Source organism: Microcoleus sp. w2-18bC1, from assembly GCF_036700365.1.
Classification (GTDB): domain Bacteria; phylum Cyanobacteriota; class Cyanobacteriia; order Cyanobacteriales; family Microcoleaceae; genus Microcoleus.
Genome location: NZ_JAUBOS010000018.1, coordinates 13853 through 37563, shown reverse-complemented (window position 1 = coordinate 37563; position 23711 = coordinate 13853). Strand labels below are relative to the sequence as shown.

The 23711-nt window shown below is 46.0% G+C and carries 15 protein-coding genes and 1 CRISPR repeat array; of the genes, 12 read left to right on the top strand and 3 right to left on the bottom strand.

Annotated features, from left to right (window positions below; translation table 11 throughout):
* Positions 1-8 precede the first annotated feature (8 nt).
* The 10 genes from cas7d (at position 9) to QT979_RS12545 (ending at position 15389) form a co-directional block, all read left to right on the top strand.
* The gene (gene cas7d / locus QT979_RS12590; RefSeq protein ID WP_333310282.1) at positions 9-1064 is read left to right on the top strand and encodes a type I-D CRISPR-associated protein Cas7/Csc2; all 1056 of its coding nucleotides are present in this window, start codon (positions 9-11) and stop codon (positions 1062-1064) included.
* A 5-nt stretch (positions 1065-1069) separates the two neighbouring features.
* Positions 1070-1777: a type I-D CRISPR-associated protein Cas5/Csc1 gene (gene cas5d, locus QT979_RS12585; protein WP_333310281.1), complete on the top strand. Its 708-nt coding sequence runs from the start codon at positions 1070-1072 to the stop codon at positions 1775-1777.
* Positions 1778-1868: 91 nt separating this feature from the next.
* Entirely contained in the window at positions 1869-2711 is an 843-nt protein-coding gene (gene cas6, locus QT979_RS12580) for a CRISPR-associated endoribonuclease Cas6 (RefSeq protein WP_333310279.1), read from the top strand.
* 439 nt (positions 2712-3150) lie between these two features.
* The gene (gene cas4, locus QT979_RS12575; protein WP_333310277.1) at positions 3151-3744 is read left to right on the top strand and encodes a CRISPR-associated protein Cas4; all 594 of its coding nucleotides are present in this window, start codon (positions 3151-3153) and stop codon (positions 3742-3744) included.
* A 22-nt stretch (positions 3745-3766) separates the two neighbouring features.
* Entirely contained in the window at positions 3767-4771 is a 1005-nt protein-coding gene (cas1d, locus tag QT979_RS12570; protein WP_333211526.1) for a type I-D CRISPR-associated endonuclease Cas1d, read from the top strand.
* A 15-nt stretch (positions 4772-4786) separates the two neighbouring features.
* Positions 4787-5059 (top strand): CRISPR-associated endonuclease Cas2, encoded by a 273-nt coding sequence (gene cas2, locus QT979_RS12565; RefSeq protein WP_333211524.1) that lies wholly within the window; start codon positions 4787-4789, stop codon positions 5057-5059.
* A gap of 254 nt (positions 5060-5313) precedes the next feature.
* A CRISPR array of direct repeats spans positions 5314-9785; the repeat unit is 37 nt; unit sequence GCCGAAAACAACCTAAAACCCTATCAGGGATTGAAAC.
* 120 nt (positions 9786-9905) lie between these two features.
* On the top strand, positions 9906-10052 hold the full coding sequence (locus QT979_RS12560; RefSeq protein ID WP_445304780.1) for a transposase: 147 nt from the start codon (positions 9906-9908) through the stop codon (positions 10050-10052).
* A 124-nt stretch (positions 10053-10176) separates the two neighbouring features.
* Positions 10177-11295 (top strand): alkene reductase, encoded by a 1119-nt coding sequence (locus QT979_RS12555; RefSeq protein WP_333310275.1) that lies wholly within the window; start codon positions 10177-10179, stop codon positions 11293-11295.
* A 392-nt stretch (positions 11296-11687) separates the two neighbouring features.
* Positions 11688-12695, top strand: coding sequence for a protochlorophyllide reductase (locus QT979_RS12550; RefSeq protein ID WP_333038163.1), 1008 nt, complete (start codon positions 11688-11690; stop codon positions 12693-12695).
* Positions 12696-13325: 630 nt separating this feature from the next.
* The gene (locus tag QT979_RS12545) at positions 13326-15389 is read left to right on the top strand and encodes a ShlB/FhaC/HecB family hemolysin secretion/activation protein (protein WP_333310273.1); all 2064 of its coding nucleotides are present in this window, start codon (positions 13326-13328) and stop codon (positions 15387-15389) included.
* A 253-nt stretch (positions 15390-15642) separates the two neighbouring features.
* On the opposite strand, the gene QT979_RS12540 is transcribed toward QT979_RS12545, so the two are convergent.
* The 3 genes from QT979_RS12540 to QT979_RS12530 form a co-directional block, all read right to left on the bottom strand.
* The gene (locus QT979_RS12540) at positions 15643-16659 is read right to left on the bottom strand and encodes a pentapeptide repeat-containing protein (protein ID WP_333310271.1); all 1017 of its coding nucleotides are present in this window, start codon (positions 16657-16659) and stop codon (positions 15643-15645) included.
* 304 nt (positions 16660-16963) lie between these two features.
* Complete coding sequence (locus QT979_RS12535; RefSeq protein WP_333310269.1) at positions 16964-17194, bottom strand: DUF433 domain-containing protein; 231 nt, start codon at positions 17192-17194, stop codon at positions 16964-16966.
* 131 nt (positions 17195-17325) lie between these two features.
* Positions 17326-17616 (bottom strand): hypothetical protein, encoded by a 291-nt coding sequence (locus tag QT979_RS12530; protein ID WP_333310267.1) that lies wholly within the window; start codon positions 17614-17616, stop codon positions 17326-17328.
* A 189-nt stretch (positions 17617-17805) separates the two neighbouring features.
* Between QT979_RS12530 and QT979_RS12525 the strand changes: the two genes are divergently transcribed.
* Complete coding sequence (locus QT979_RS12525) at positions 17806-20709, top strand: two-partner secretion domain-containing protein (protein WP_333310265.1); 2904 nt, start codon at positions 17806-17808, stop codon at positions 20707-20709.
* Positions 20710-20774: 65 nt separating this feature from the next.
* A complete protein-coding gene (locus QT979_RS12520; protein WP_333310263.1) occupies positions 20775-23666 on the top strand; it encodes a two-partner secretion domain-containing protein in 2892 nt (963 codons plus the stop codon).
* Positions 23667-23711 lie beyond the last annotated feature (45 nt).

Sequence of the window (23711 nt, the reverse complement as noted above, 5' to 3'; positions counted from 1 at the left end):
GACAAACAATGACTTTTCTGAAAAATGTTGACCAAACCAAATGCTTCCAAAATGAAATTCCCTACAAGCCAATGGGAAAATATATCCATTTCTTGACTATTCGTGTCACCGAATCCTATCCCTTATTTCAAACAGACCAAGAACTTAATAAGGCGAGAGTGAGGGCAGGAATAAAACGCGAGAATCGTGTTCCGATCAGCCGTCTGACGATGTTCAAGCGCAAACAATCTACACCTGAACGCCTAGTTGGTCGGGAATTGCTTCGCAATTATGGATTTATGACCGCACAAGAATGCGAGTACAACGTCCGATTCGCAATGGATAACCCCGATTGCATTATCTATGGCTTTGCTATTGGTGATTCTGGATCGGAAAAATCTAAGGTGGTGGTTGATACTGCATACTCAATCACACCCTTTGATGATTCTCATGAAACATTTACCCTGAATGCTCCTTACGAAAATGGCACAATGGCAGCGAAGGGAGAGATGAAAGAATTACCAAAAGGCAAAGATAAGGGCAAGTTAGATGGAGAAATTGGTACAACTACATCCCGAATTAATCAACAAGATCACATCCGACCACAGGTTTTTTTTCCTACCATTATCACCCTAAAAGATGCAACTGAGGCAGGGTTTTTATATGTCTTCAATAACATCCTGCGTACCAGTCGTTACGGTGCACAAACCACTCGTACAGGCACGATGCGTAATGAATTAATTGGTGTTGTTTTTGCCGATGGTGAAATCACCAGTAACCTCCGTTGGACTCAGGCAATCTACGACCTGTTTCCTAATGAAGTTCTGCAATCTCTTGACCCGTTAGATGAAGATGATGTGATGGATCACGCTAAGACTGCAATTCAATCTTTGTTGGATGACGAACCGATTGTCAAAATTCCTTTCATCAATGAAGAATTTGATGCTCTTCTCAAAGAAGTTAAGGCTTTGACGAGTAATGAGACAACGCTTAAAGCAATTTTAAAGAAAGCCGATGACGAGGCTAAAGCTTACGCGAAGAAGCATATCAAGGGTAAGGCAGGAGCTACAGCAGCAGCGGAGTAACAACAATGGCTTTTATTTACCGCTGTCAAATCGAGTTGCATGATAGCCTTTATTTTGCAACTCGCGAGATAGGGAGACTTTACGAAACCGAGCCTGTAATTCACAATTACGCGCTTTGTTACGCCCTCGGTTTGGTGGATAGCGAAATCTATTCCACCACCGTTGCAGAAGAAGATTCCTATCGCTATTTCTGTCCCGAACAAGTTCCTAAATACGAGCAGCATTTAACGGCGCTCAACCAACAGGGGATTTATGTTACTCCGGCGCGATCTATTTCTCATTTCTCCACTCTCAACACATGGAAATACGCCAACAACAACTATCACGTTGAGATGGAGAAAACTCAGAAAAATATCCCTAGTTTTGGCAGAACCAAAGAAATTGCGCCGGAAAGCAAATTTGAGTTTTTCATAATCTCAGAGAAGTCTCTGAAACTGGCGAAATGGATACGTCTGGGAAAGTGGATGAGCAAAGCAGCCGTCGAAATTGTAGAGCAGAAAGAAGTGAAGCGATCGCCCTCAGAAACAAACTTCATTTTTCCCTATCTTCTCAACCCTTTAGATGTGATGTTTTCCCATCAAGTGATTAGCTACGATGTGGTTAATATGCCTCCGGTTAGTCTCATCCAAAATGTCAAAATGCTAGGGCAATATTACGAGTTTGACAGACTCAAAATTCCGGCGTGTATGGAATACCGCTTTCGGGCAGATTAATAGGAGGCAGAGCCTCTAGAAATGCGTTCCCAGGTTCTACCTGGGAACGATAAAAATTAAACCAATTTTAAGCATTAACCATTAACCAAATATGCCGCACAGCCTAGTCCTCAACATCCTTCCCCTGGCCCCAATTCCCCCCGGATACCTCACGGGAAGACACCTGCACGCCCTCTTCCTCACCCTCGTGAGTTCCGTTGACAAAAAACTCGGCGATCGCCTCCACGATGCCACTGCCCAAAAATCCTTCACCCTCAGCCCTTTGCAAACTAAAAAATGCCCTTTCAAAAAACACCATTTCCTCCAATGGGAACACACAGAACCGATTCCCGAACATACCATCTGTTGGTGGCGGATTACTCTGCTTGATGACACTCTATTCGGCAAATTAACTAATCTTTGGCTGAATCTCAATCCCTCGAAGCCGTGGCATCTGGGGCCCGCCGATTTGATGATTACTAAGATTCTCGGAACGCCCCAAGTAGATCAGCCTTGGGCTAATGCTTGCGATTACTCTCAATTGTACGATCGCGCTTCCGAAACCAATCGTTTAATTGCCTTCAGTTTTGCGACTCCTACAACTTTTCGACAGGGGAAATTTGATTCCGTGATTCCTACTAGAGACTGCGTTTTTAATAGTCTCCTCAGTCGCTGGAATAAGTACAGCCCGATCGCAATTCCCGATCTTTCCTTCGATGCACTTTTTTCAACATTTGTCAATATCCGAAGTGAAAAATTGACCAACTATCAAAGCGATTTTGTGGGCATGGTTGGGGAGGTTAGTTATCGGATTTTGGGAGATGTCGAGCCTTTAGTGATTAAGCAAATTAATGCTTTGGCTGATTTTGCTGTTTACTGCGGGGTGGGGAGGAAAACTCCGATGGGGATGGGAATGACTAGGCGAATAGTTGTTAAAAAAGTTCTTGATAACTGAACGTAAAACCCATATTCCGCCAGGGGTTGAAACCCTGCCTAATAGCTAAAGTCCTCTGAAGAGGACTGCAAGAATGAATGATTAAATTACTGCTTCAGTCGGTTTCAACCTTTGCGCTTACTGTTACCGAGAAGCTCAAAATATCATCAATAATTAAATTACTTCTTCAGTCGGTTTCAACCGACTTTAGCTATGAGACAGGGGTTTCAACCCCTGGCGGACTGGCGGATCACTAATTCCTCAAATAACTGGTTCCTAGGCTCTGCCTGGGAACCGATATCCAGAGGCTCTGCCTCGCTTGCTCAGGGAGGAAAATTGGAGGCAGAGCCTCCGGATCTGTGTTACCAGGCAGAGCCTGGGAACGAGTAGACTCTTGTGGAACAGGCATCTTGCCTGTTGCTAATTCCCAATGACCAATCTCCTACAAACTATCAAAAAAATGAACGATTTTGATTACATTTCGATCGCAACTCTCAACCAGTATTCTTACTGTCCTCATCGCTGTTGGCGAATGTCTTGTGCGGGAGAATTCACGGATAATCAGTATACCATAGAAGGGACAAGTTTGCACGATCGCGTTCACACGATGGGCGAAATTAACCGCAATGAAACTTGGCAGGTGCGGGCGATTTGGCTGAAATCTGAGCGCTACAAACTGATTGGTAAGTCGGATTTGATTGAGTCGGCTGAGGGTGAGATTTATCCCGTGGAATATAAGCGGGGACGGAAGGGGGAATGGGATAATGATGAGTTACAGGTTTGCGCCCAAGCGCTTTGTTTGGAGGAGATGACGGGGAAAACTATTGCGACTGGATATGTGTATTACGCGCAGTCGCATCAGCGGCAATTAGTCGAGATTTCTGAGGGTTTGAGACAGGATACGATCGCAACTATTGAAAAAGTCGGTGCTCTTTGGCGATCGGGAAATATCCCTTTACCAGTTTACACCGCTCGGTGTACGGGATGCAGTCTTTTTCCCCAATGTCTGCCCCAAGCTGCGGCCAAAGTCAACCGCTATCAAGAAGCAAGTTAACCTGCAAATAGGAGATTTCACAATGGGAACAGTTTACATTACTCAAGAAGATGCTTTTATTGGCAAAGTCGATGAACGTCTGACGGTTAAAGCTGACAAAAAAAATCTGTTGGACGTGCCATTAATTAAGATTGATGGTGTTGTTGCATTGGGACGCGCTACAGTTTCGCCGGCTGTGGTTGTGGAACTTTTGGAACGTCACATTCCTTTAAGTTTTCTGACGCTAAACGGACGTTATTTGGGGAGGTTGGAACCGGAAATGACGAAAAACATCTTTGTGCGAAAAGCTCAGTGGCAAGCGGCTGGGGAATCGGAACAAGCCGTACATTTAGTTAGGGGATTTGTACGGGGAAAGCTCAAGAATTACCGCAATTCTTTGTTAGAATATCAGCGCAAATATTCTCCCCAGGAATTTGAAAAACCCATTGCCCAATTGAAACAAGTCATCGCGTCTATTGACAAAACTTCGAGTATTAATTCTCTGCGAGGATTAGAGGGGGCGGGTAGTGCGACTTATTTTGGCTGCTTCAATCAACTGATTCGCGTGCCAGATTTTAGCTTTGAAGTTCGCCGCCGCCGTCCGCCTACTGACCCGGTAAATTCTCTGTTAAGTTTGGGATATTCTCTGCTGCGGCACGATGTTCAAAGTGCGGTGAATATTGTGGGGTTCGATCCGTATTTGGGATATTTGCATTTTGAGCGCTATGGCCGTCCTTCCTTAGCGCTGGATTTGATGGAAGAATTTCGACCTTTGGTAGTTGATGCTGTAGTGTTGACAGCGATCAATTTGCAGAAAGTTTCCCCTAATGATTTTACGGCAGAACCGTTGAGCGGCGCGGTTTCTTTAACAAAAGAAGCGCTGCACAATTTTTTGCGATTTTACGAACAAAAGAAACAGTCAAAGTTCAAGCATCCTGTGATGGGAAAGTTGTGTACTTATCAAGAAGCGTTTGAAATTCAAGGGCGGTTGATGGCTAAGTATTTGATGGGTGAAGTTGATAAGTATCCACCTTTGATTCTGAAATAGGGAGGCAATTAAGTTATGTTTGTTTTGGTTTGCTACGATATATCTGAGGACAAGCGCCGCACTAAGATTCACAAGATTCTCAAGTCTTATGGGGAATGGAAGCAGTATTCGGTGTTTCATTGCGAGGTGACGGATACTCAGTATGCCCGGATGCGCCAACGTCTGAGTAAGGTGATTAAGTCGGAAGAAGATAGCATCCTGTTTCACTATTTGTGCGCTTGCTGTCAGGGCAAGATCGAGCGGATTGGCGGCCGGGCACCGATCGATACTACGATCTTTATGGTGTGATTTTGCGTCTGGCTGTAGGTGTAGAACGGAGGGGGTGAATTTTAATGGCTGAAAGCTTTACTAGGACTGGGTTTGCAGTGGTTTGTACCTCATGCGGGTTAGACGCAAATGCTGAAACCTTTACTGGGAGAGAGTTTGAGGTCTATTTGAAATTTGCCCCCTTGACAGGGCGATCGCTGAAACGGTATATTGATTGCAGTCAGACGCAACTGAACCTTGAGAACCTTATATTTCAAGCCTCCCAGACCCCGGCAGCCGAAAACAACCTAAAACCCTATCAGGGATTGAAACTTCGGAATTTACCTTCAATCTGTAAGTCCGTGGGCCGAAAACAACCTAAAACCCTATCAGGGATTGAAACTCGATTCGTTCAATCTCTTCGCCTATAAATCCAGGCCGAAAACAACCTAAAACCCTATCAGGGATTGAAACATTACACGATGAGTGATCTAACTATTGGAGACGCAATCCAGGCCGAAAACAACCTAAAACCCTATCAGGGATTGAAACTAAGTATGCGGCGGGTGAACGAATTGAACAGACAGGCCGAAAACAACCTAAAACCCTATCAGGGATTGAAACAGGGGTTAGCTCATCATAAAGCCAAACAAAACCGCCGAAAACAACCTAAAACCCTATCAGGGATTGAAACTTGGATATCGCGGACTGCTTTCTACAATCTACTAAAGGCCGAAAACAACCTAAAACCCTATCAGGGATTGAAACAAAATGAAGGGTGCGGGAACAGTTTCTATATAATGCCGAAAACAACCTAAAACCCTATCAGGGATTGAAACTGTTAATTGCGCCTATAACGTCTTGAGTCGATCCAAGATGGCCGAAAACAACCTAAAACCCTATCAGGGATTGAAACTCCAGAAGCATCTTGAGGTAACGCCGCAATAAAATCGCCGAAAACAACCTAAAACCCTATCAGGGATTGAAACCAAAGGAAATGTGACAATTGCATTTCCTGATCCATCGCGCCGAAAACAACCTAAAACCCTATCAGGGATTGAAACATGCCTGAGCCGATGCGGTCACGCCGCCGAATTGGCCGAAAACAACCTAAAACCCTATCAGGGATTGAAACGAACACTCAGCCTGACAAAGATAAAGCAGGCAATAAACGGCCGAAAACAACCTAAAACCCTATCAGGGATTGAAACTTGATCGGACTTTGACAGATGTTCAGCGGCAAGCTGTGGATGCCGAAAACAACCTAAAACCCTATCAGGGATTGAAACGCAATTTGGACACGTCGGAATGAAATCTACAAAGCGCCGAAAACAACCTAAAACCCTATCAGGGATTGAAACCACTCAAAAACGAATAACACCAAGCGGATAACTGCCGAAAACAACCTAAAACCCTATCAGGGATTGAAACCCGGCGATCAGAGTGGGAGAAACAGTCGGCACTAGGCCGAAAACAACCTAAAACCCTATCAGGGATTGAAACTTCACACCAAACAAAGGAGGTGCTTATGAACTAACGCCGAAAACAACCTAAAACCCTATCAGGGATTGAAACTTGTACTCTTTCAGCTAACAATCATGTTTTTGTTGCCGAAAACAACCTAAAACCCTATCAGGGATTGAAACGGTTTCAATTGCGGGACGCCCGTCAATGTTGTTAAGCCGAAAACAACCTAAAACCCTATCAGGGATTGAAACCACATTCAAAACCCTGTTGTAATTTGGACTTTCAGCCGAAAACAACCTAAAACCCTATCAGGGATTGAAACCCGCACTCAAGCGTTGGGACAGATTGGAAAAGTGCCGAAAACAACCTAAAACCCTATCAGGGATTGAAACAAACGAAGGTTCAAGTACCATTAGCTACGACGCGCGAGCCGAAAACAACCTAAAACCCTATCAGGGATTGAAACTTAGAATCGCCTCGCTTTCACTGAATCTCCTGCCAGGCCGAAAACAACCTAAAACCCTATCAGGGATTGAAACACGCTCAATCTCAATCATCCTCAAACGTGCAAAAGCCGAAAACAACCTAAAACCCTATCAGGGATTGAAACTTGCTGCCCTTGCCTAATTACTGAATGAGTTTCGAGCCGAAAACAACCTAAAACCCTATCAGGGATTGAAACACACACCCCAACCACCCAAACACCGACGCACCCGGCAAGCCGAAAACAACCTAAAACCCTATCAGGGATTGAAACATTAGCTTGCCCGGTGGCGGCAGCGTAATTGAAGGCAAGCCGAAAACAACCTAAAACCCTATCAGGGATTGAAACTCATGACGCGACCAAAGCTGTGATGCGCTTTGTGGCTGGCCGAAAACAACCTAAAACCCTATCAGGGATTGAAACGTTAATGGTAACGCCTGACTCCACAGTCGGGGTGCAGCAAAGCCGAAAACAACCTAAAACCCTATCAGGGATTGAAACGTAAAAGTCCCGAAGCGCTACCATACCTGATTCGAGCCGAAAACAACCTAAAACCCTATCAGGGATTGAAACATATTTGACGATCGCCTTTTTAGGATCGATCGAGGCTACATAGGCCGAAAACAACCTAAAACCCTATCAGGGATTGAAACCAGTGCCAGCTTACCAACATACGCACCCAACATTGCCGAAAACAACCTAAAACCCTATCAGGGATTGAAACTTTCAACTCCTCCTGATTGTCCTGCTAATAAAAAAGGCCGAAAACAACCTAAAACCCTATCAGGGATTGAAACTTACATCTAACAGATTAGTGCTTTTTGATTCTGAAGCCGAAAACAACCTAAAACCCTATCAGGGATTGAAACTTGCATATCAGTAATCCCCGTAGCATTCCTGAAGCCGAAAACAACCTAAAACCCTATCAGGGATTGAAACAAAAATAAAAGTCATCTAAATCCGAATCAAAAAAATGCCGAAAACAACCTAAAACCCTATCATGGATTGAAACGCAGACAATTACTTTTTTTAGTTTCTGAAAAAGATTGGGCCGAAAACAACCTAAAACCCTATCAGGGATTGAAACGTAAGCTCATTATTTTGCTCCAATTTGAATGGGCCGAAAACAACCTAAAACCCTATCAGGGATTGAAACCAGTTACCAAAATGCCGTTTTGTGATGGATTGATGCAGCCGAAAACAACCTAAAACCCTATCAGGGATTGAAACCTGATGCCTCAGCTTGGCTCACTGGGATTAGACGATCAAGGCCGAAAACAACCTAAAACCCTATCAGGGATTGAAACAAATAAAAGGCATCCAGAACCAATCTAGGGCCCAAGGCCGAAAACAACCTAAAACCCTATCAGGGATTGAAACGGGATTGAGGGAGCATCTACCCACAGTTTCCGCCGCGCCGAAAACAACCTAAAACCCTATCAGGGATTGAAACATCGCCACCGATGGCTATTTCTTTTTCGAGCTTCGCCGAAAACAACCTAAAACCCTATCAGGGATTGAAACAGCTTCCAAACTTGTGGGAGGGTGCTCTGTCTCTTTGCCGAAAACAACCTAAAACCCTATCAGGGATTGAAACTAGATAATGACGAAATTGACGATGACTAAGGAGGGCCGAAAACAACCTAAAACCCTATCAGGGATTGAAACAAAGCAATTAGGAGACTTAAATGGACACCAGAAGCCGAAAACAACCTAAAACCCTATCAGGGATTGAAACTTGGCGACGCGAGTTAATACTTTAAACGCGCAGATGCCGAAAACAACCTAAAACCCTATCAGGGATTGAAACTGCGGATTGATCCGAGTAAACATGGCAGTCTAAGAACGCCGAAAACAACCTAAAACCCTATCAGGGATTGAAACTTCCGCTAAAATGCAACTGGAACGCAAGAGCCGAGAGCCGAAAACAACCTAAAACCCTATCAGGGATTGAAACTGGAGCTTAAAAAGTATGACATTGATAGAGGGTTGCCGAAAACAACCTAAAACCCTATCAGGGATTGAAACCCGGCAATTTCTTCGATCGCGTACTCTATGCCGTGCCGAAAACAACCTAAAACCCTATCAGGGATTGAAACAGTGGCATGGGCTGCGTAGTTCGCCCCACAACAGGCCGAAAACAACCTAAAACCCTATCAGGGATTGAAACAGGTAGTCCCTGCAACCTTGCCAGCATTCTTGTGGAAGCCGAAAACAACCTAAAACCCTATCAGGGATTGAAACATAGCCTCAGACACATCTCTAAAAGCTAATTGGCCGAAAACAACCTAAAACCCTATCAGGGATTGAAACTAAGGGTTAACACTTGGTTTGGATTGAAAAGCTTGCCGAAAACAACCTAAAACCCTATCAGGGATTGAAACTCATGATTGCCCGCCATGCTCCTTTGCTAGTTTTGAAGCCGAAAACAACCTAAAACCCTATCAGGGATTGAAACACAGATCCGGGGCCTGTACCGCCGCGAACCCAGATGCCGAAAACAACCTAAAACCCTATCAGGGATTGAAACAGGCCGTATCACAAATACTTTGCTGTCTGGGTGAGCCGAAAACAACCTAAAACCCTATCAGGGATTGAAACTCAAATTCTGAACAAGTTAAGCCTTCAATTTGGTAAGCCGAAAACAACCTAAAACCCTATCAGGGATTGAAACAAGATTACAACAATCAGCAACGGATTTTTAAGGGGAGCCGAAAACAACCTAAAACCCTATCAGGGATTGAAACTAAATTTTGCCCTCCCTCTTCTTCTCCAGCAGCGCCGAAAACAACCTAAAACCCTATCAGGGATTGAAACCTTCGGAAGTATTCAGCAGAGGAGGAAAGAGGGTATTCTTCTCCTGACTCCTGACTCCTGACTCTTTCTTCGCCGGAAACAAATTTACTTCCAACACTTGTCACAGCATAGGTAGTGGTCATGGATAATCTCACATTTGATAAAAGGGGTCGGATTCAGGAATTGATTCAAACAGCAGGGTGTAAACTATTATATTTACCGCCATACTCTCCAGAGTTTAACAAAATTCAACAAAGAAGAGTCTTGGCTAAAAAGTCAAATTCGTAAACAGCTTGATGAGTTTGATTGCTTGCATTTTGGCGACCCTTGGATGTCTTGCGCCTTGCGTCCTAACACGGGCAGTTGCTATATGTGATTTACCAGATTATTCAGTTGACAAAACCTCAAAATTATGACCACTCAAACAACTTCTCCACTCCTACTAAGTTCATTCAAAATCGGAGATTTACCCTTAAAAAATCGAGTAGTCATGGCACCTCTAACGAGAGCCAGAGCCGGTGAAGCGCGGATGCCCAACGCCTTGATGACAGAGTATTACACTCAACGAGCCTCCGCTGGTTTAATCATTACAGAAGCCACCGTGGTTTCTACTCAAGCTAATGGTTGGCTCAATACGCCCGGTATTTATTCAGACGAACAAGGCGAAGCTTGGAAACAAATTGTGACTGCGGTTCATGCCCACCAAACGCCGATTTTCATGCAGCTTTGGCACTGCGGGCGGGCTTCCCACAGCAGTTTTCATCAAAACAATCAATTGCCAGTTGCAGCCTCTGCCATCAAAATAAACGGAGAAGGTCTTCATACCCCTGTGGGCAAAGAACCCTACGAAACTCCCCGCGCTCTAGAAACCCATGAAATCTCCCTGGTTGTAGAAGATTATCGCAAGGCGGCAGAACGAGCAAAAATGGCAGGTTTTGACGGTGTAGAAATTCACGCGGCAAACGGCTATCTCATTGACACATTCCTGCAAACCCAAACCAATCACCGCACTGATTCCTATGGTGGCTCAGTTGAAAACCGTTACCGTTTTCTTAAGGAAATTGTCGAGGCGATTATCACAGTATTTCCGGCAAACAGAGTGGGAGTTAGACTTTCTCCCAACGGTAATTTTAATGATATGGGTTCTCCAGAATATCGAGAAGATTTTCTGTATTTCGCAGAGCAGTTAAATGCCTATGATTTAGCTTACCTTCACTTGGTGGACGGTCTAGCATTTGGCTTTCATGAATTGGGAACGCCGATGACGATAGCAGAGTTTCGCGATGTGTTTGCAGGGCCGCTCGTCGGCAACTGCGGATATACTCAAGAACAGGCTGAAACGGCCCTGAGCAGCAAACTTGCCGATTTAGTAGCTTTTGGTCGGGATTTTATCAGCAATCCTGACTTGGTAGAGCGTTTTACTAATGGTTGGCCACTCAATCCGCCTGCTGAAATGGGCGTCTGGTATTCTTTTGGCCCTGAAGGTTATATCGATTTCCCTACCTATCATGAACCTCAAGCTATTTCTTAGTTAAATTGGTTGGGGCGGGTTTATCAATAAATAGTGAGTATGTGCGTCATAGATAATGGTGAACTCGCCCTAAAAGATGTATGGTTAATTTCTCAAAATAGGAGTCGGATTTGGAGTCATATTTGATTTTTATCGCCAGTTGAAAGCGAGTATTTATTATTTGTAAAAACACTTCTTCTGCCTCCTGCCTCGCAGTATCAGCCCTCCTGCCCCCTGCCTCGCAGTCTCGGCCCTCCAATTTCTAGCTTGTCGGCAAAAGTGAGAGGCTCCCAGTTGAGATCGAGAACGTTTCCTCATATCCTAATAACCATAGGGTACTTCAAAACATCCAAGCTGCTAGCTCAGCGTTTGAGTGCCTGAAAAAAATCAATAGCGGAAGCGCTTTTAACAAGATGGCACAAAATCACAAATCCACGGTTATCATTACCGGCGCTTCCTCCGGCGTCGGTTTGTACGGCGCGAAAGCTCTCGCAGACAAGGGATGGCACGTAGTCATGGCCTGTCGGGACGTGCGGAAAGCCGGAGATGCCGCCCGAGAGTTGGGTATACCTGAAGGCAGTTTCTCCATCATGGAGATTGACTTGGGCGATTTGGAGAGCGTGCGCCGGTTTGCTCGCGCATTTAAGGCCAGCGGCAGGCCTCTGGACGCTTTGGTGTGCAACGCCGCCATTTATATGCCTTTGATTAAGGAACCGCTGCGGAGCCCGGAGGGTTATGAATTGACGATGACTACCAATCACTTGGGTCATTTCCTGCTGTGTAACCTGATGATGGAAAATATGAAGCCTTCCTATTATTCCGATGCCAGAATCGTGATTTTGGGAACTGTGACTCACAATCCAGACGAGTTGGGTGGGAAGATTCCGCCGCGCCCGGATTTAGGCAAGTTTGAGGGTTTTGAAGCGGGTTTCAAAGACCCGATTTCGATGGTTGATGGCAAGAAGTTTGAACCGGTCAAGGCTTACAAAGATAGCAAAGTTTGCAATGTGCTGACGATGCGGGAATTGCACCGCCGCTTTCACGAATCCACGGGGATTACTTTCACTTCGCTGTATCCGGGATGCGTGGCGGATACGCCATTGTTCCGCAACCACTATCCTTTGTTTCAGAAGCTGTTCCCGCTGTTTCAGAAGAATATCACCGGCGGTTATGTGTCGCAGGAGTTGGCGGGGGAAAGGCTGGCGATGGTGGTTGCTGATCCCGAATACAAGCAATCTGGGGCTTACTGGAGTTGGGGGAACCGTCAGAAAAAAGATGGTAAGTCTTTTGTGCAAAAGGTTTCTCCCCAGGCCCGCGATGATGAAAAAGGCGAGCGGATGTGGGAGTTGAGCGCTAAGTTGGTGGGATTGACTGACGGAGCTCAAATGGGTGCTGCGGCTAGTGCGGGCCGCTCTGCATAATTCAAAGTTACAAATCCCCTTGATCAGGCTTGGCGGTTGAAACGGCGTCTACGCACAGGATGTGGGTAGACGCCGTTTCAATAAAGGGGGTATTAAAGTCGGATTTGGTATGATGCACCAAAATCAAAGAAACCGGGTTTTTTAGTGGCTCTGCAGGCTGTAACTCACATCTTGCACTATTCTTAAGAACAGGCAAGATGCCTGTTCCACAAGAAAATTTATCTCTTGTGGAACAGGCATCTTGCCTGTTCATAAAAAGATTATTGAGAAGGGTGCCATATCTCAGTTGTAGCGCGTCTTTTCGGACACAACCCGGTTTCTGGTTTACCCTGGCGTGCAGGAATGTTCTGGTCGCTGCGTTAGCATGAAAGCGTAGGTTTTGCAACAAAAAAATTTTGGTTTTTTTTACCGTTTACGATCGACTTACACGATATTTTTTCGGATAAGAACCCGGTTGAAGCGTAAGTCTTGGGAAATCAACAGCCGTCGATCGACCTTTTGGTTTGTAGCGTCGCCGAAACTGTTAGCTGCGACGGCTGTTTCGTTTTTTTGCTGTTAAGATTGATTTTTACTTGAGGGTGCTCTATTGCGGAAAATATTTTACCCAATTATTCGAGATAATTAGATTCTATGGCTTGTCGATCGCAAAAACTATTTTTATTCGCTGGTATTTTTGGGTTAGTTTTGTTGGGAAAACCAGCGAAAACATCCGCTAGCACAGTCGAAATTTTGACCTCAAATGTTGAGGATTTGGCAGCAGTCAGCAGCGGAGGCGATCGAGCTTTACCCCCCAACGACACCGATATCAGCCTCCGTGAAGGCTTACCAGCTTCTTACGAGGAAACGCAGTTACCCGCTGAGCCAGAACGATCGGCTTTGGCGGCAACTCAACCCTTATCCCCACCTCCGGAAATCCCTAACTTAGAGTCGGAAGCGGCAAATTCAGCCGATCGCACATTCAGCACAAAAACTCAAGAAACCGAGCTTTTTAACTCAGATCAAAAACTAGAAGAAAATATTGACCGAAAAAAAATTGATTTGGGTATCGATCGACCCTCGCAACTCAGTCAACTGCCCAACCCAATTCTGCCGCGAGAACCCGAATTACCCGCTCCTGAGCCGCCACAACCGCCTGGGCCGTCTCCCCTCCAACCCACCCGACCAACACCCGTTGAAAGCGAAATTAGACCGGGGATTCTGGGTACAATTAAGGTCGCTGGCTTTGAATTTGAGGGCAACACAGCTTTTAGCGATCGCGAACTCGCAGAAGTTACGCAACAGTTTGCGGGGCGCGAAATCACCTTTGCGGAACTGATCGCAGCCGAAGCAGCCGTCACTCAAAAATATGTAGCGGCAGGATACATCAATTCCGGCGCTGTAATTCTCGCCAACCAAACCTTTCCGAGAGAAGGAGGTGTGGTGAAAATTCGGATTGTAGAAGGCGGATTAGATGAAATTGTGATTACTGGAAACAGGCGCTTAAATTCCAATTACGTGCGATCGCGCCTAGAACGCGCCACCAGACGGCCCCTCAACCGATCTCGGTTGCTGGAAGCCTTGCAACTGCTGCAACTAGACCCCTTAATTGCCAATATTTCCGCCGAATTGCAAGCCGGAAGCCGCCCGGAAAACAGCCGCTTAGAAGTGCGCGTGAAAGAAGCAGACAGCTTTAGCGCTGAAGTGTTCGCAGACAACAACCGATCGCCCAGCGTCGGCAGTTTTCGGCGCGGTGTTCGCCTCAATCAAGCAAATTTGCTCGGTTTGGGCGACGGATTAGAGGTATCTTATGCTAACACCGACGGCAGCAATGAATTTAACGGCAGCTACACCGTCCCCGTCAACGCGCGCAACGGCACGATTGGCTTCGCTGCGAGCGCTGCTAGCACCAACATTATCGAGGAACCGTTCGATCGTGCACAAATCGAGGGTAAATCGCGGACTTACGAGTTAACTTACCGCCAGCCGATTGTCGAAAAGCCCGATCGCACTTTGGCTTTGGGACTGAGTTTTTCGCGGCAAGAAAGCGATACATTCCTGTCGGGAAAAGAGTTTGCGCTTTCAGCGGGAGCAAATGAGCGTGGCGAAACCCGGGTTTCGGCTGTGCGCTTTTTTCAAGAATACGTGCAGCGGAGTTCCAGCCAAGTGTTCGCGGCGCGATCGCAATTCTCCCTCGGCACTAATCTGTTCGGCGCTACTGCGAACGATAGCGGCCCTGACAGTCGCTTTCTGGCGTGGCGCGGACAAGCCCAGTACGTGCGGCTGCTAGCACCAGAAACCTTGCTGATTGTGCGTTCTGACATTCAATTAGCCGATCGCCCCCTGCTTTCCCTCGAACAAATTGGGATCGGTGGCGTTCAAAGCGTGCGCGGATACCGCCAAGATTTGCTGTTAACCGATAGCGGTGCGATCGCGTCTGCAGAAGTGCGAATACCGGTTTGGCGTGTCCCAGAAGTCCAAGGATTGTTGCAAGTCGCTCCGTTTATCGATTTTGGGTTAGGGTGGAACCATTCGGAGGAAAAGGCGAATCCTGACTCGGACAAACTGCTGGGTGCGGGTTTGGGGCTGGTTTGGCAGATGGGCGATCGGCTGAATGTGCGTTTAGACTATGGTATTCCTTTGATAAATGCTCGATCGGGCGATCGAACTTTCCAAGAAAAAGGCATCTACTTTAGAATCAATTATTTTCCGTTTTAAATTGTAGGTTGGGTTGAGTGCGATCGAACCCTTGGCTTCGCTTCGCCCAACAATTCTCAAAATTCTGATTTATGGCGATTAAAAATTTATTTTTCTAGTATATAATTATCAACTAAAAAACGTTCCCAATCACCCGCTGCAGACCAATCAGAACTCCAACCCATAACCTCTCGGCGGTCGGTGTGCATTGGGATTGTTAGACCGTGTTCTAAAAATATCTTTATAACTACTTGATAGTGTTTTGATGTATTAACTACTCAAATTCATCAAGGTTAATTCCCATATCCTTACAATCACGATCAGGATCTAACTTTGAACCTATTGGTAATACTGTTTGACAGAATCTTGCTAAATCCAGTTGGCTTTCAGTCCAATTCATCGCATCGTCAAGGTTAGCATTAACGAACATAGCACCTCTTAGGTCGGCATCTTGAAGATTGACACCTCTCAGGTTGGTAATGACAAATCTGGCACCTCTAAGATCAGTGTCTCTGAAATTAACATCTCTAAGATTAGCTTTGAGGAATGTGACACCTCTGAGTCGGACACCTCTCAAGTCGGCATCTCTGAGATTAATATCACTAAGATTAGCATCGCTAAGATCGAGATTTAATTTGCTCATTACCTCTGCTTCGACAAGAAATCGAATAACGCTCGCTTTGCGTTCTCCATCTTCGCCAAATCGTCTTAAAATTGACAGTGTTCTAGCTCGAATCACATCTACTGCTGCATTAAGTAACTCAGCTTGTTCATCTACAGATTCATTTTCAAGATTATCTTTATCTATAGATGTTCCTTGATTATCTCTGGTTGGATTTATATTATTGATTTTGGCAGAAATTGCAATCAAATTCTTATCAACTAATAGTGTTGATAATCTATCAAAATAATCCTGCAATAATTCCTCTAGTCGGTTAGACTCGGCTATTTCTTTTTCAAGTTTTACCTGTTGTTCAGCTTGTTCCTTCTCAAACTTCGCTTGTTCATTAGCGCGGTTTTGTTGTTGTTGCTGAAGCAAATACCCCAAAACAGCTAATGAGAAGGGAACACCTAATACACTTAACCAGTCCCAAAGGGTCTTCCCAGATTGTTGAATTTCAATAGTTTTTATGATTTTGCCTGTACTATCTCGCTCTGTGTTTATTGTAGAGTCAGAACCAAACCCAGTCCAAGGTGGTGCATAAACAATTGACGCGATCACTCCAGCAATAAACAGAAGGGTACAACCTCCGAGCAATCTACGTTTTGTCAGCCAAACAGGTATCTGCATCTTAATAAATAGAACGGAACCACTGCTTACAATTCTTCAACATACTTAGAGGGTGTTATGAACTCTGAAAGCGAGCGCTTCGCAGTAGCAGTACAATACTGCATATAGTCGAAAAATACCGCAGATCGATGATGTATGTCAACCCCTACTTACTCCCCATCATAATTTCCTTTCCTCGATCGTGTTCGCCACACGATTCGACTCAAGCACTTAAGCCGTCGCACTGAAAAAAGCTATCTTTATAGGGAAAAGATGGCTCAAACTGTTGGTAACTTTGGCGACAATTTTTCATCAAAAAGTCATTTCATGCGGATAAGAGATCGGTCATAAACCGACGCTCACGGTCAGCAGCATAAGCAATACAGGCTTTTAAATCTTCTCGCGTCAGATCGGGAAAATCATCGAGAATTTCTGCTTCGGTCATCTCGGAAGCCAGGTACTCAAGCACTTCATAAACCGTAATTCGCAAGCCGCGTACACAAGGCTTACCACCGCGTTTATTTGGTTCGATCGTGATGTGGTTTCGGTAGTTCATAGTGGGAATTATCGTCATTGTGTTCTCAACCTTTGCAAAATATTAGCTTATGGCTGCGGAGCTGGCAAGCTTGTGAATCTTGTTTTTAATACGATCGCGCAAAAGTTTTTTGAACTAGCGTAATCCCATTCTCATAGCTTATACATATAACGAAGTTCAAGTGCGTTGCAAAAGCTATTCAGGCGATTCAGCAAAGCATTGTAATAGAGGTAGGCATCATCCCGTTCATCTTCAAGAAGAGCATACAGCGTCAGTTCTGGCTCTGCTGCTAGACGATCTTTAGGAACATCTAAGCCGGCTTCAGCTAGGCGCGTTGCTGCGATCGCGACTAACAATGACCCAACTGTCTTCATCTTACCATGAAGAAGATCGTCCAATCCAGGTAGAATTAGCTCTGCTCCCGGCAACTCATTCAAGCTCATGACTGTTCCTCCTCTGAGTTACCTTCAAACGTCGCATTGAAAAAAGCTATCTTTATTATATTTTGGAAAAGTCCACTTTAGGGGTGAAAGAGAGTCGATCGAACACTGGGGCGATCGCACTGATACGATCCAAATATATAATGCTGATGGAACCGGAAACGATATTATTTATATAACAGGATTTAAGCTATGTCTCGCCTGTCTTCCGGCCTACTTTTTGTTTTCTTATTGCTATTTCCCTCGAAAACCTTTGCCCAAATCATTCCCGATAGTACCCTGGACCCGGAAAGTTCGCGCACAGTTCCCGATACAATCAATAACATACCCTCAGATAGAATCACTGGCGGCGCAACTCGTGGCGTTAACCTATTTCACAGCTTGCGCGAATTTAACATCCGTGAAGGGCGGGGAGCTTATTTTGAAAATCCCAGCGGAATTACCAACATTTTCACCCGCGTTACGGGTCCAAACTCCTCAAATATTTTAGGAACTCTGGGAGTTTTAGGCAACGGAAACTTATTTTTAATTAATCCGAAAGGAATTATATTCGGACCGAATGCGCGGTTAGATTTGCGCGGTTCCTTTATCAGTTCCAGTGCTGACAGTATTGTGTTTAATAACGGCTTTGAATTCAGCAGCACCAACCCGCAAACATCCCCGCTGTTAACCGTTAATATTCCCGTTGGTTTAAGATTTAGAGACAATCCCGGTGCAATTGTCAATCAATCGACGGCTGTAGGAAAGGTAAACCTGCCAGCCTCTGCTTTACCAATCCCGATTAGCGATCGAGTTGGTTTAGCAGTAGACCCAGGTCAAACTTTAGCACTGATTGGCGGCGACATCCAACTCCAAGGCGGCAATTTAACTGCCAGCGGCGGACAAATTTTACTCGGTAGCGTCGCCAGTCCGGGTTTAGTTAATTTTGCACTAACCCCTCCTGTTGCTCAGCAGGAGAATTTAGCTTTAAATTATGACAATATTCAAAATTTCGGCAATATTCAAATATCCGATGGAACACTTATCAACACCAGCGGAATTGGTGGTGGCAGAGTAGAGTTAAAAGGTGGAAATGTCGCCCTCAGCGGTGCGCGAATTTATGCGCTGACACTGGGAAATATTGATGGTAGAGGTATCGATATCAGCGCTCAAAAGTTGCGGGTGGAAAACGGAACGCAATTTTCTACCCTGACTCTAGGAGATGGTGCAGGAGGGCATATTAACTTCCGGGCTGCTGATTCAGTAGAAATGAGCGGGCTGGGAGTTGAGGGCTATCAACAGGTTGCAATTAAATATTTGGTATCGGGAACTACAGACCCGTTTGACCCGCTATTTGTGCTGTTGAATGCTAGTGCTGGCGCTGGTTCGGGGGGCGATATTACGATCGACACCGGCCATCTGCTCTTCAACAATGGCGTAGTAGGTAGCGGCATCACTTTTGGTGGTGGAAATGGCGGAAACTTAATCATTCGCGCCAATACTTTTGAGATGGTGGGTTCGGGAATTAACAACGGAACAGCTAAAGAAAGTAGTGGTGCGGGAGGAAGCATTAGTGTTGATGTCGCCAGATTAATTATGCGCGACGGTTCTCTTCTAGGTACCACAAGCTACAGCAGCGGCCCGTCGGGGAATATCAATATTAAAGCTGCTGAATCAATAGAATTGTCTAACACCGGCCCGCGAACAGTTGTGTCAACTGGAATCAGCACGCTGAGTATCGGTTCTAACGGAAGGGCGGGGAATATTAACGTTGATACGAAGCGGTTGACTCTTTCTGGAGGTTCTGCTTTTACTTTAGGAACGGGTGTTTTAGTGGGCAGGTTTTTGTTTTCTCAGGAGGGGGGACCGGCAGGAAATTTAACAGTTAGGGCTACTGAATCCGTAGAAATTTCAGGTATTTCCCAAGTTTTGACTAGCGGAATTCAGAATGCTAGCGCGCTGACTTCTGGAACTTTGAGCTCGAGTCGGGGTGGGGATATTCGGATTGATACGCCAAGCCTCACTGTGCGGGATGGGGGGATAGTTTCTACGAGTTCTTTGGGCTCTGGAGATGTGGGAAATATTACTGTTAATGCCGATCGCATTTCAGTCAGCGGCAGCGGAAATAACGGTTTGTTTGTCAGTACAATTGATGCTTCGGTCGGCAAGACATTCGGTACTAATCCCAATGCTACGGCAAATGCGGGTGCGTTGAATCTGAATGCGCGCGATCGACTAATTGTCAGAGATGGAGCTACAGTGACGGTGCAGGCTACGGGAACCGGACGCGCTGGTAATATCAATATTGTCGCAAATTCGATCGCTCTTGATAACAAAGCGATGATTGACGGCACGACTGTATCCGGTACTGGAGCAAATATTAACCTGCAAGCGCGAGATATCCAATTGCGCCGCAACAGCAGAATTACCACGGATGCAGGCACTTCTGACGGCGGCAATATCAACATCAACAGCGACATTCTTGTCGCCCTCCCGCAAGAAAACAGCGACATCACAGCCAACGCGCGCACAGCAGGCGGCGGCCGCGTCAATATCAATGTCCCCAATGTTTTTGGGTTTACAGCAGCGAGTCGCGAACAAGTCAGAAACAGGTTGGGGATCAGTGACGCCGAATTTGCAGCGTTGCAAGTAAGTCCTACTTCTCTAATTCCCAGCAGCGATATTGCGGCGATTTCCCAAAGTGGCGGCGCGGCTTTACAAGGGGCGGTAACATTTAGTTCTGTTGGAGTGAATCCCGTTCAAGGTTTAGTGGAACTGCCGCAAAATGTGGTCAATCCGGCTGCGTTAATTGCTGCAAATCCCTGCATCCAAGGGGCCGAGAACGAGTTTACTGTGACGGGGCGGGGGGGATTGCCACCAAGCCCTCACGAGGTTCTCAGCAGCGCAGAAGAACCGTTGCCGTGGGTGGAACCAGCGGTAGGTGGAAGTCAGCACATAGAAGGTCAAAGAGCATCCATAGAAGTTCGACCAACAGAAATTATGCCCGCTCAAGGTTGGGTAATGGACGATCGAGGACAAGTGACGCTGGTAGCCTATAATTCACGTGGTGCATCTCTTCGCAGTCCGAAACCGACGGGTGTTTGCGTACCTCGATAGGTACTCTTCAGGTTTTAGCTAATCCCTCGCTATTTTTATAATATTAAATTAACCCGATTTAAAAGATGCAGTGCCAATCTTATGCCCTATTTTTTGCATTCTTACTGCTGTTTCCTGTCCCGGCGATCGCCCAAATCATTCCCGATAATAGCTTGGGTGCAGAAAGTTCGCGCACAGTTCCCGATACTATCAACAACTTACCCTCAGATAGAATCACGGGCGGCGCCACTCGTGGCGTTAACCTATTTCACAGCTTGCGCGAATTTAACATCCGTGAAGGACGGGGAGCCTATTTTGCCAATCCCAGCGGAATCACCAACATCTTCACCCGCGTTACTGGTGGCAACCCTTCTAATATTTTAGGAACTCTGGGAGTTTTGGGAAACGGCAATTTATTCTTAATTAACCCCAAAGGAATTGTCTTCGGCCCCAATGCGCGGTTAGATTTGCGTGGTTCATTTTTAGCAAGTTCTGCTGATAGCGTAGTTTTCAATAATGGCTATCAATTCAGCAGCCGCAATCCCGAATCAGTACCGCTGTTAAATGTCAATATACCTATCGGTTTAAATTTTCGAGAAAATCCGGGTAAAATCATTAACTATTCAGCAGCGCCAGCCTTGAATTTACCCCAATTACCCGCTGGAATCCCGCCCATTTTCAATCACATGGGCGCTTCAGTTGCTCCCGGACAAACTATCGCCCTAGTAGGCGGAGATATTGAATTAAATCAGGGAACACTCACTGCATCAACCGGACAAATTTTGCTGGGTAGCGTCGCTAGTCCGGGGATGGTTGGATTGGGGTCAACGCCTTTTGGATTAAATTTAAACTATGACAAGATTTCCAACTTTGGTAATATTGAAATAATCAACGGCTCAGTGATCAACACCAGTGGAATCGGTGGCGGCAAAGTTGATATTCGAGGTGGAAATGTCAGCCTTAACGGTGGGCGAATTTATGCACTGACTTTGGGAAATATCGATGGCAGGGGCATCGACATTAACGCCCAAAATTTTCGAGTCCAAGGTGGGGCGCAACTATTCACTCTGACAGCAGGAAGTGGTGCAGCAGGCGCTGTCAACATCCGCGCTACCGACTCAGTAGAAATGAACGGAATTGGATTAGATAACTATAGAGTGTTTGGTGGTAAATATACGATATCTGGCTCTTTCGACCCTTTTGACCCACAACTTCTCCTGATAACTGGCACTAATAGCATGGGAGCCGCCGGAAACATCACGATCGACACGGGACGATTGCTGATGGACAATGGAAGCGCATTGACTACCACCACGTTAGGCGCTGGCAACGCCGGAAATATTACCATCCGTGCCGGGGTTTTAGATATGCTCGCTTCTGCAATCCACAGCGGCCCACTTTTGGGGAGTACCGGTAGGGGAGGAAATATCACCTTTGAGGGGAAACGTTTAACCGTAAGCGATGGTGCTAGTGTGATCAGCCTCACCCGCGGTGAAGGAGGAGCGGGGAATATCAACATTAAAGCTTCGGAATCAGTAGAAGTGCTGCGGACTCCCACTGGAAGTCCCGTAGCAAGTTTAATTGGCTCAACTGCCAGCGGTGTGAATGGGGAAGCTGGGGATATTAATATCGACACGAAGCGGTTGAGGATTTCTGACGGAGGCGGAATTAGTTTATCTAGCGGAGCAGTTGTGGGCAACCAACCGTTGAATACAACTGGGGGGCCCGGAGGTAATTTAACAGTTAGGGCCACTGAGTCAGTAACAGTCGAGGGTATTTCTGGAGTTTTGGCGAACGGCAGTCGGAATCCCAGTTTCATCTGCGCTGATGCCAATACTGCTAATCGGGGAGGGAGTATCAACATTTCTACACCTGTACTGACTCTCCGGGGTGGGGGAGTTATTAGCACTGCATCTTTAGGCAGCGGAGAAGCGGGAAGCATCACAATAAATGCGGGCCGTGTAGAAGTTATTGGGAATGGGGGTCAAGGTGAATTTAACAGTCAAATTCAGACTTCCGTTGGGATTGCCTCTGAGCTTATAGATCCTAATGCTACGGCTAACGGAGGTTCGTTGAATCTAAATGTCGGGGAATTGATTCTTCGCAATCAAGGAACACTCAATCTGCAAGCTTTGGGATCGGGACGGGCTGGTAACATTAACGTGAAAGCAGATTCAATTTCCCTTGACAACCAAAGCAGCATTGACGGAAGAACGGCATCCGGTCCCGGAGCAAATATTAACCTCGAAGCACGAGATATCCAGTTGCGCCGAGGGAGCAGAATTACAACTGATGCAAGTATTTCTGAGGGTGGCAACATCAACATTAAAAGCGATATTCTGGTGACTCTCCCCAACGAAAATAGTGATATTACTGCTAATGCGCGATCGGCTGCCGGTGGTCGGGTTAATATTAATGTCCCCAATGTTTTTGGGTTTACCTCAGTCAGTCGCGAACAGGTGCGAGCGACTTTGGGATTAACAGATGCTGAATTTGCAGCGTTGCAAGTAAGTCCGACTTCTCTAATTCCTACCAGCGATATTGCGGCGATTTCCCAAAGTAGGGGCCCGGCTTTGCAAGGTACTGTAACATTTAGTGCTTCAGGGGTGAATCCTGCTCAAGGTTTAGTGGAACTGCCGCAAAATGTGGTGAATCCGGCTGCGTTAATTGCTGCAAATCCCTGCACGCAAGGGGCCGATAGCGCATTTACCGCTACTGGGAAAGGAGGAGTGCCGCCGAGTCCTAATGATGTTCTCAGCAGCAATTCTAGCCAGTTTAATTGGGTGGAACCAGCGGTAGGTGGAAGTCAGCACCTAGAAGGTCAAAGAACATCCACAGAAATTCGACCAACAGAAATTATTCCCGCTCAAGGTTGGGTAATCGACGATCGAGGAAAAGTAACGCTGGTAGCCTATAATTCTGGTGGTGGTGCATCTCTTCGCAGTCCGAAACCGACCGGTGTTTGCGTACCTCAATAGGTAATCTTCAGGTTTTAGCTAGCCCGTCGCTATTTTCCTCATACT

Bases quoted from the DNA above. Each gene is read 5' to 3' on its own strand.
- cas7d (WP_333310282.1), top strand. From the start codon at position 9: ATGACTTTTCTGAAAAATGTTGACCAAACCAAATGCTTCCAAAATGAA.
- cas5d (WP_333310281.1), top strand. From the start codon at position 1,070: ATGGCTTTTATTTACCGCTGTCAAATCGAGTTGCATGATAGCCTTTAT.
- cas6 (WP_333310279.1), top strand. From the start codon at position 1,869: ATGCCGCACAGCCTAGTCCTCAACATCCTTCCCCTGGCCCCAATTCCC.
- cas4 (WP_333310277.1), top strand. From the start codon at position 3,151: ATGAACGATTTTGATTACATTTCGATCGCAACTCTCAACCAGTATTCT.
- cas1d (WP_333211526.1), top strand. From the start codon at position 3,767: ATGGGAACAGTTTACATTACTCAAGAAGATGCTTTTATTGGCAAAGTC.
- cas2 (WP_333211524.1), top strand. From the start codon at position 4,787: ATGTTTGTTTTGGTTTGCTACGATATATCTGAGGACAAGCGCCGCACT.
- QT979_RS12560 (WP_445304780.1), top strand. From the start codon at position 9,906: ATGGATAATCTCACATTTGATAAAAGGGGTCGGATTCAGGAATTGATT.
- QT979_RS12555 (WP_333310275.1), top strand. From the start codon at position 10,177: ATGACCACTCAAACAACTTCTCCACTCCTACTAAGTTCATTCAAAATC.
- QT979_RS12550 (WP_333038163.1), top strand. From the start codon at position 11,688: ATGGCACAAAATCACAAATCCACGGTTATCATTACCGGCGCTTCCTCC.
- QT979_RS12545 (WP_333310273.1), top strand. From the start codon at position 13,326: ATGGCTTGTCGATCGCAAAAACTATTTTTATTCGCTGGTATTTTTGGG.
- QT979_RS12540 (WP_333310271.1), bottom strand. From the start codon at position 16,659: ATGCAGATACCTGTTTGGCTGACAAAACGTAGATTGCTCGGAGGTTGT.
- QT979_RS12535 (WP_333310269.1), bottom strand. From the start codon at position 17,194: ATGAACTACCGAAACCACATCACGATCGAACCAAATAAACGCGGTGGT.
- QT979_RS12530 (WP_333310267.1), bottom strand. From the start codon at position 17,616: ATGAGCTTGAATGAGTTGCCGGGAGCAGAGCTAATTCTACCTGGATTG.
- QT979_RS12525 (WP_333310265.1), top strand. From the start codon at position 17,806: ATGTCTCGCCTGTCTTCCGGCCTACTTTTTGTTTTCTTATTGCTATTT.
- QT979_RS12520 (WP_333310263.1), top strand. From the start codon at position 20,775: ATGCAGTGCCAATCTTATGCCCTATTTTTTGCATTCTTACTGCTGTTT.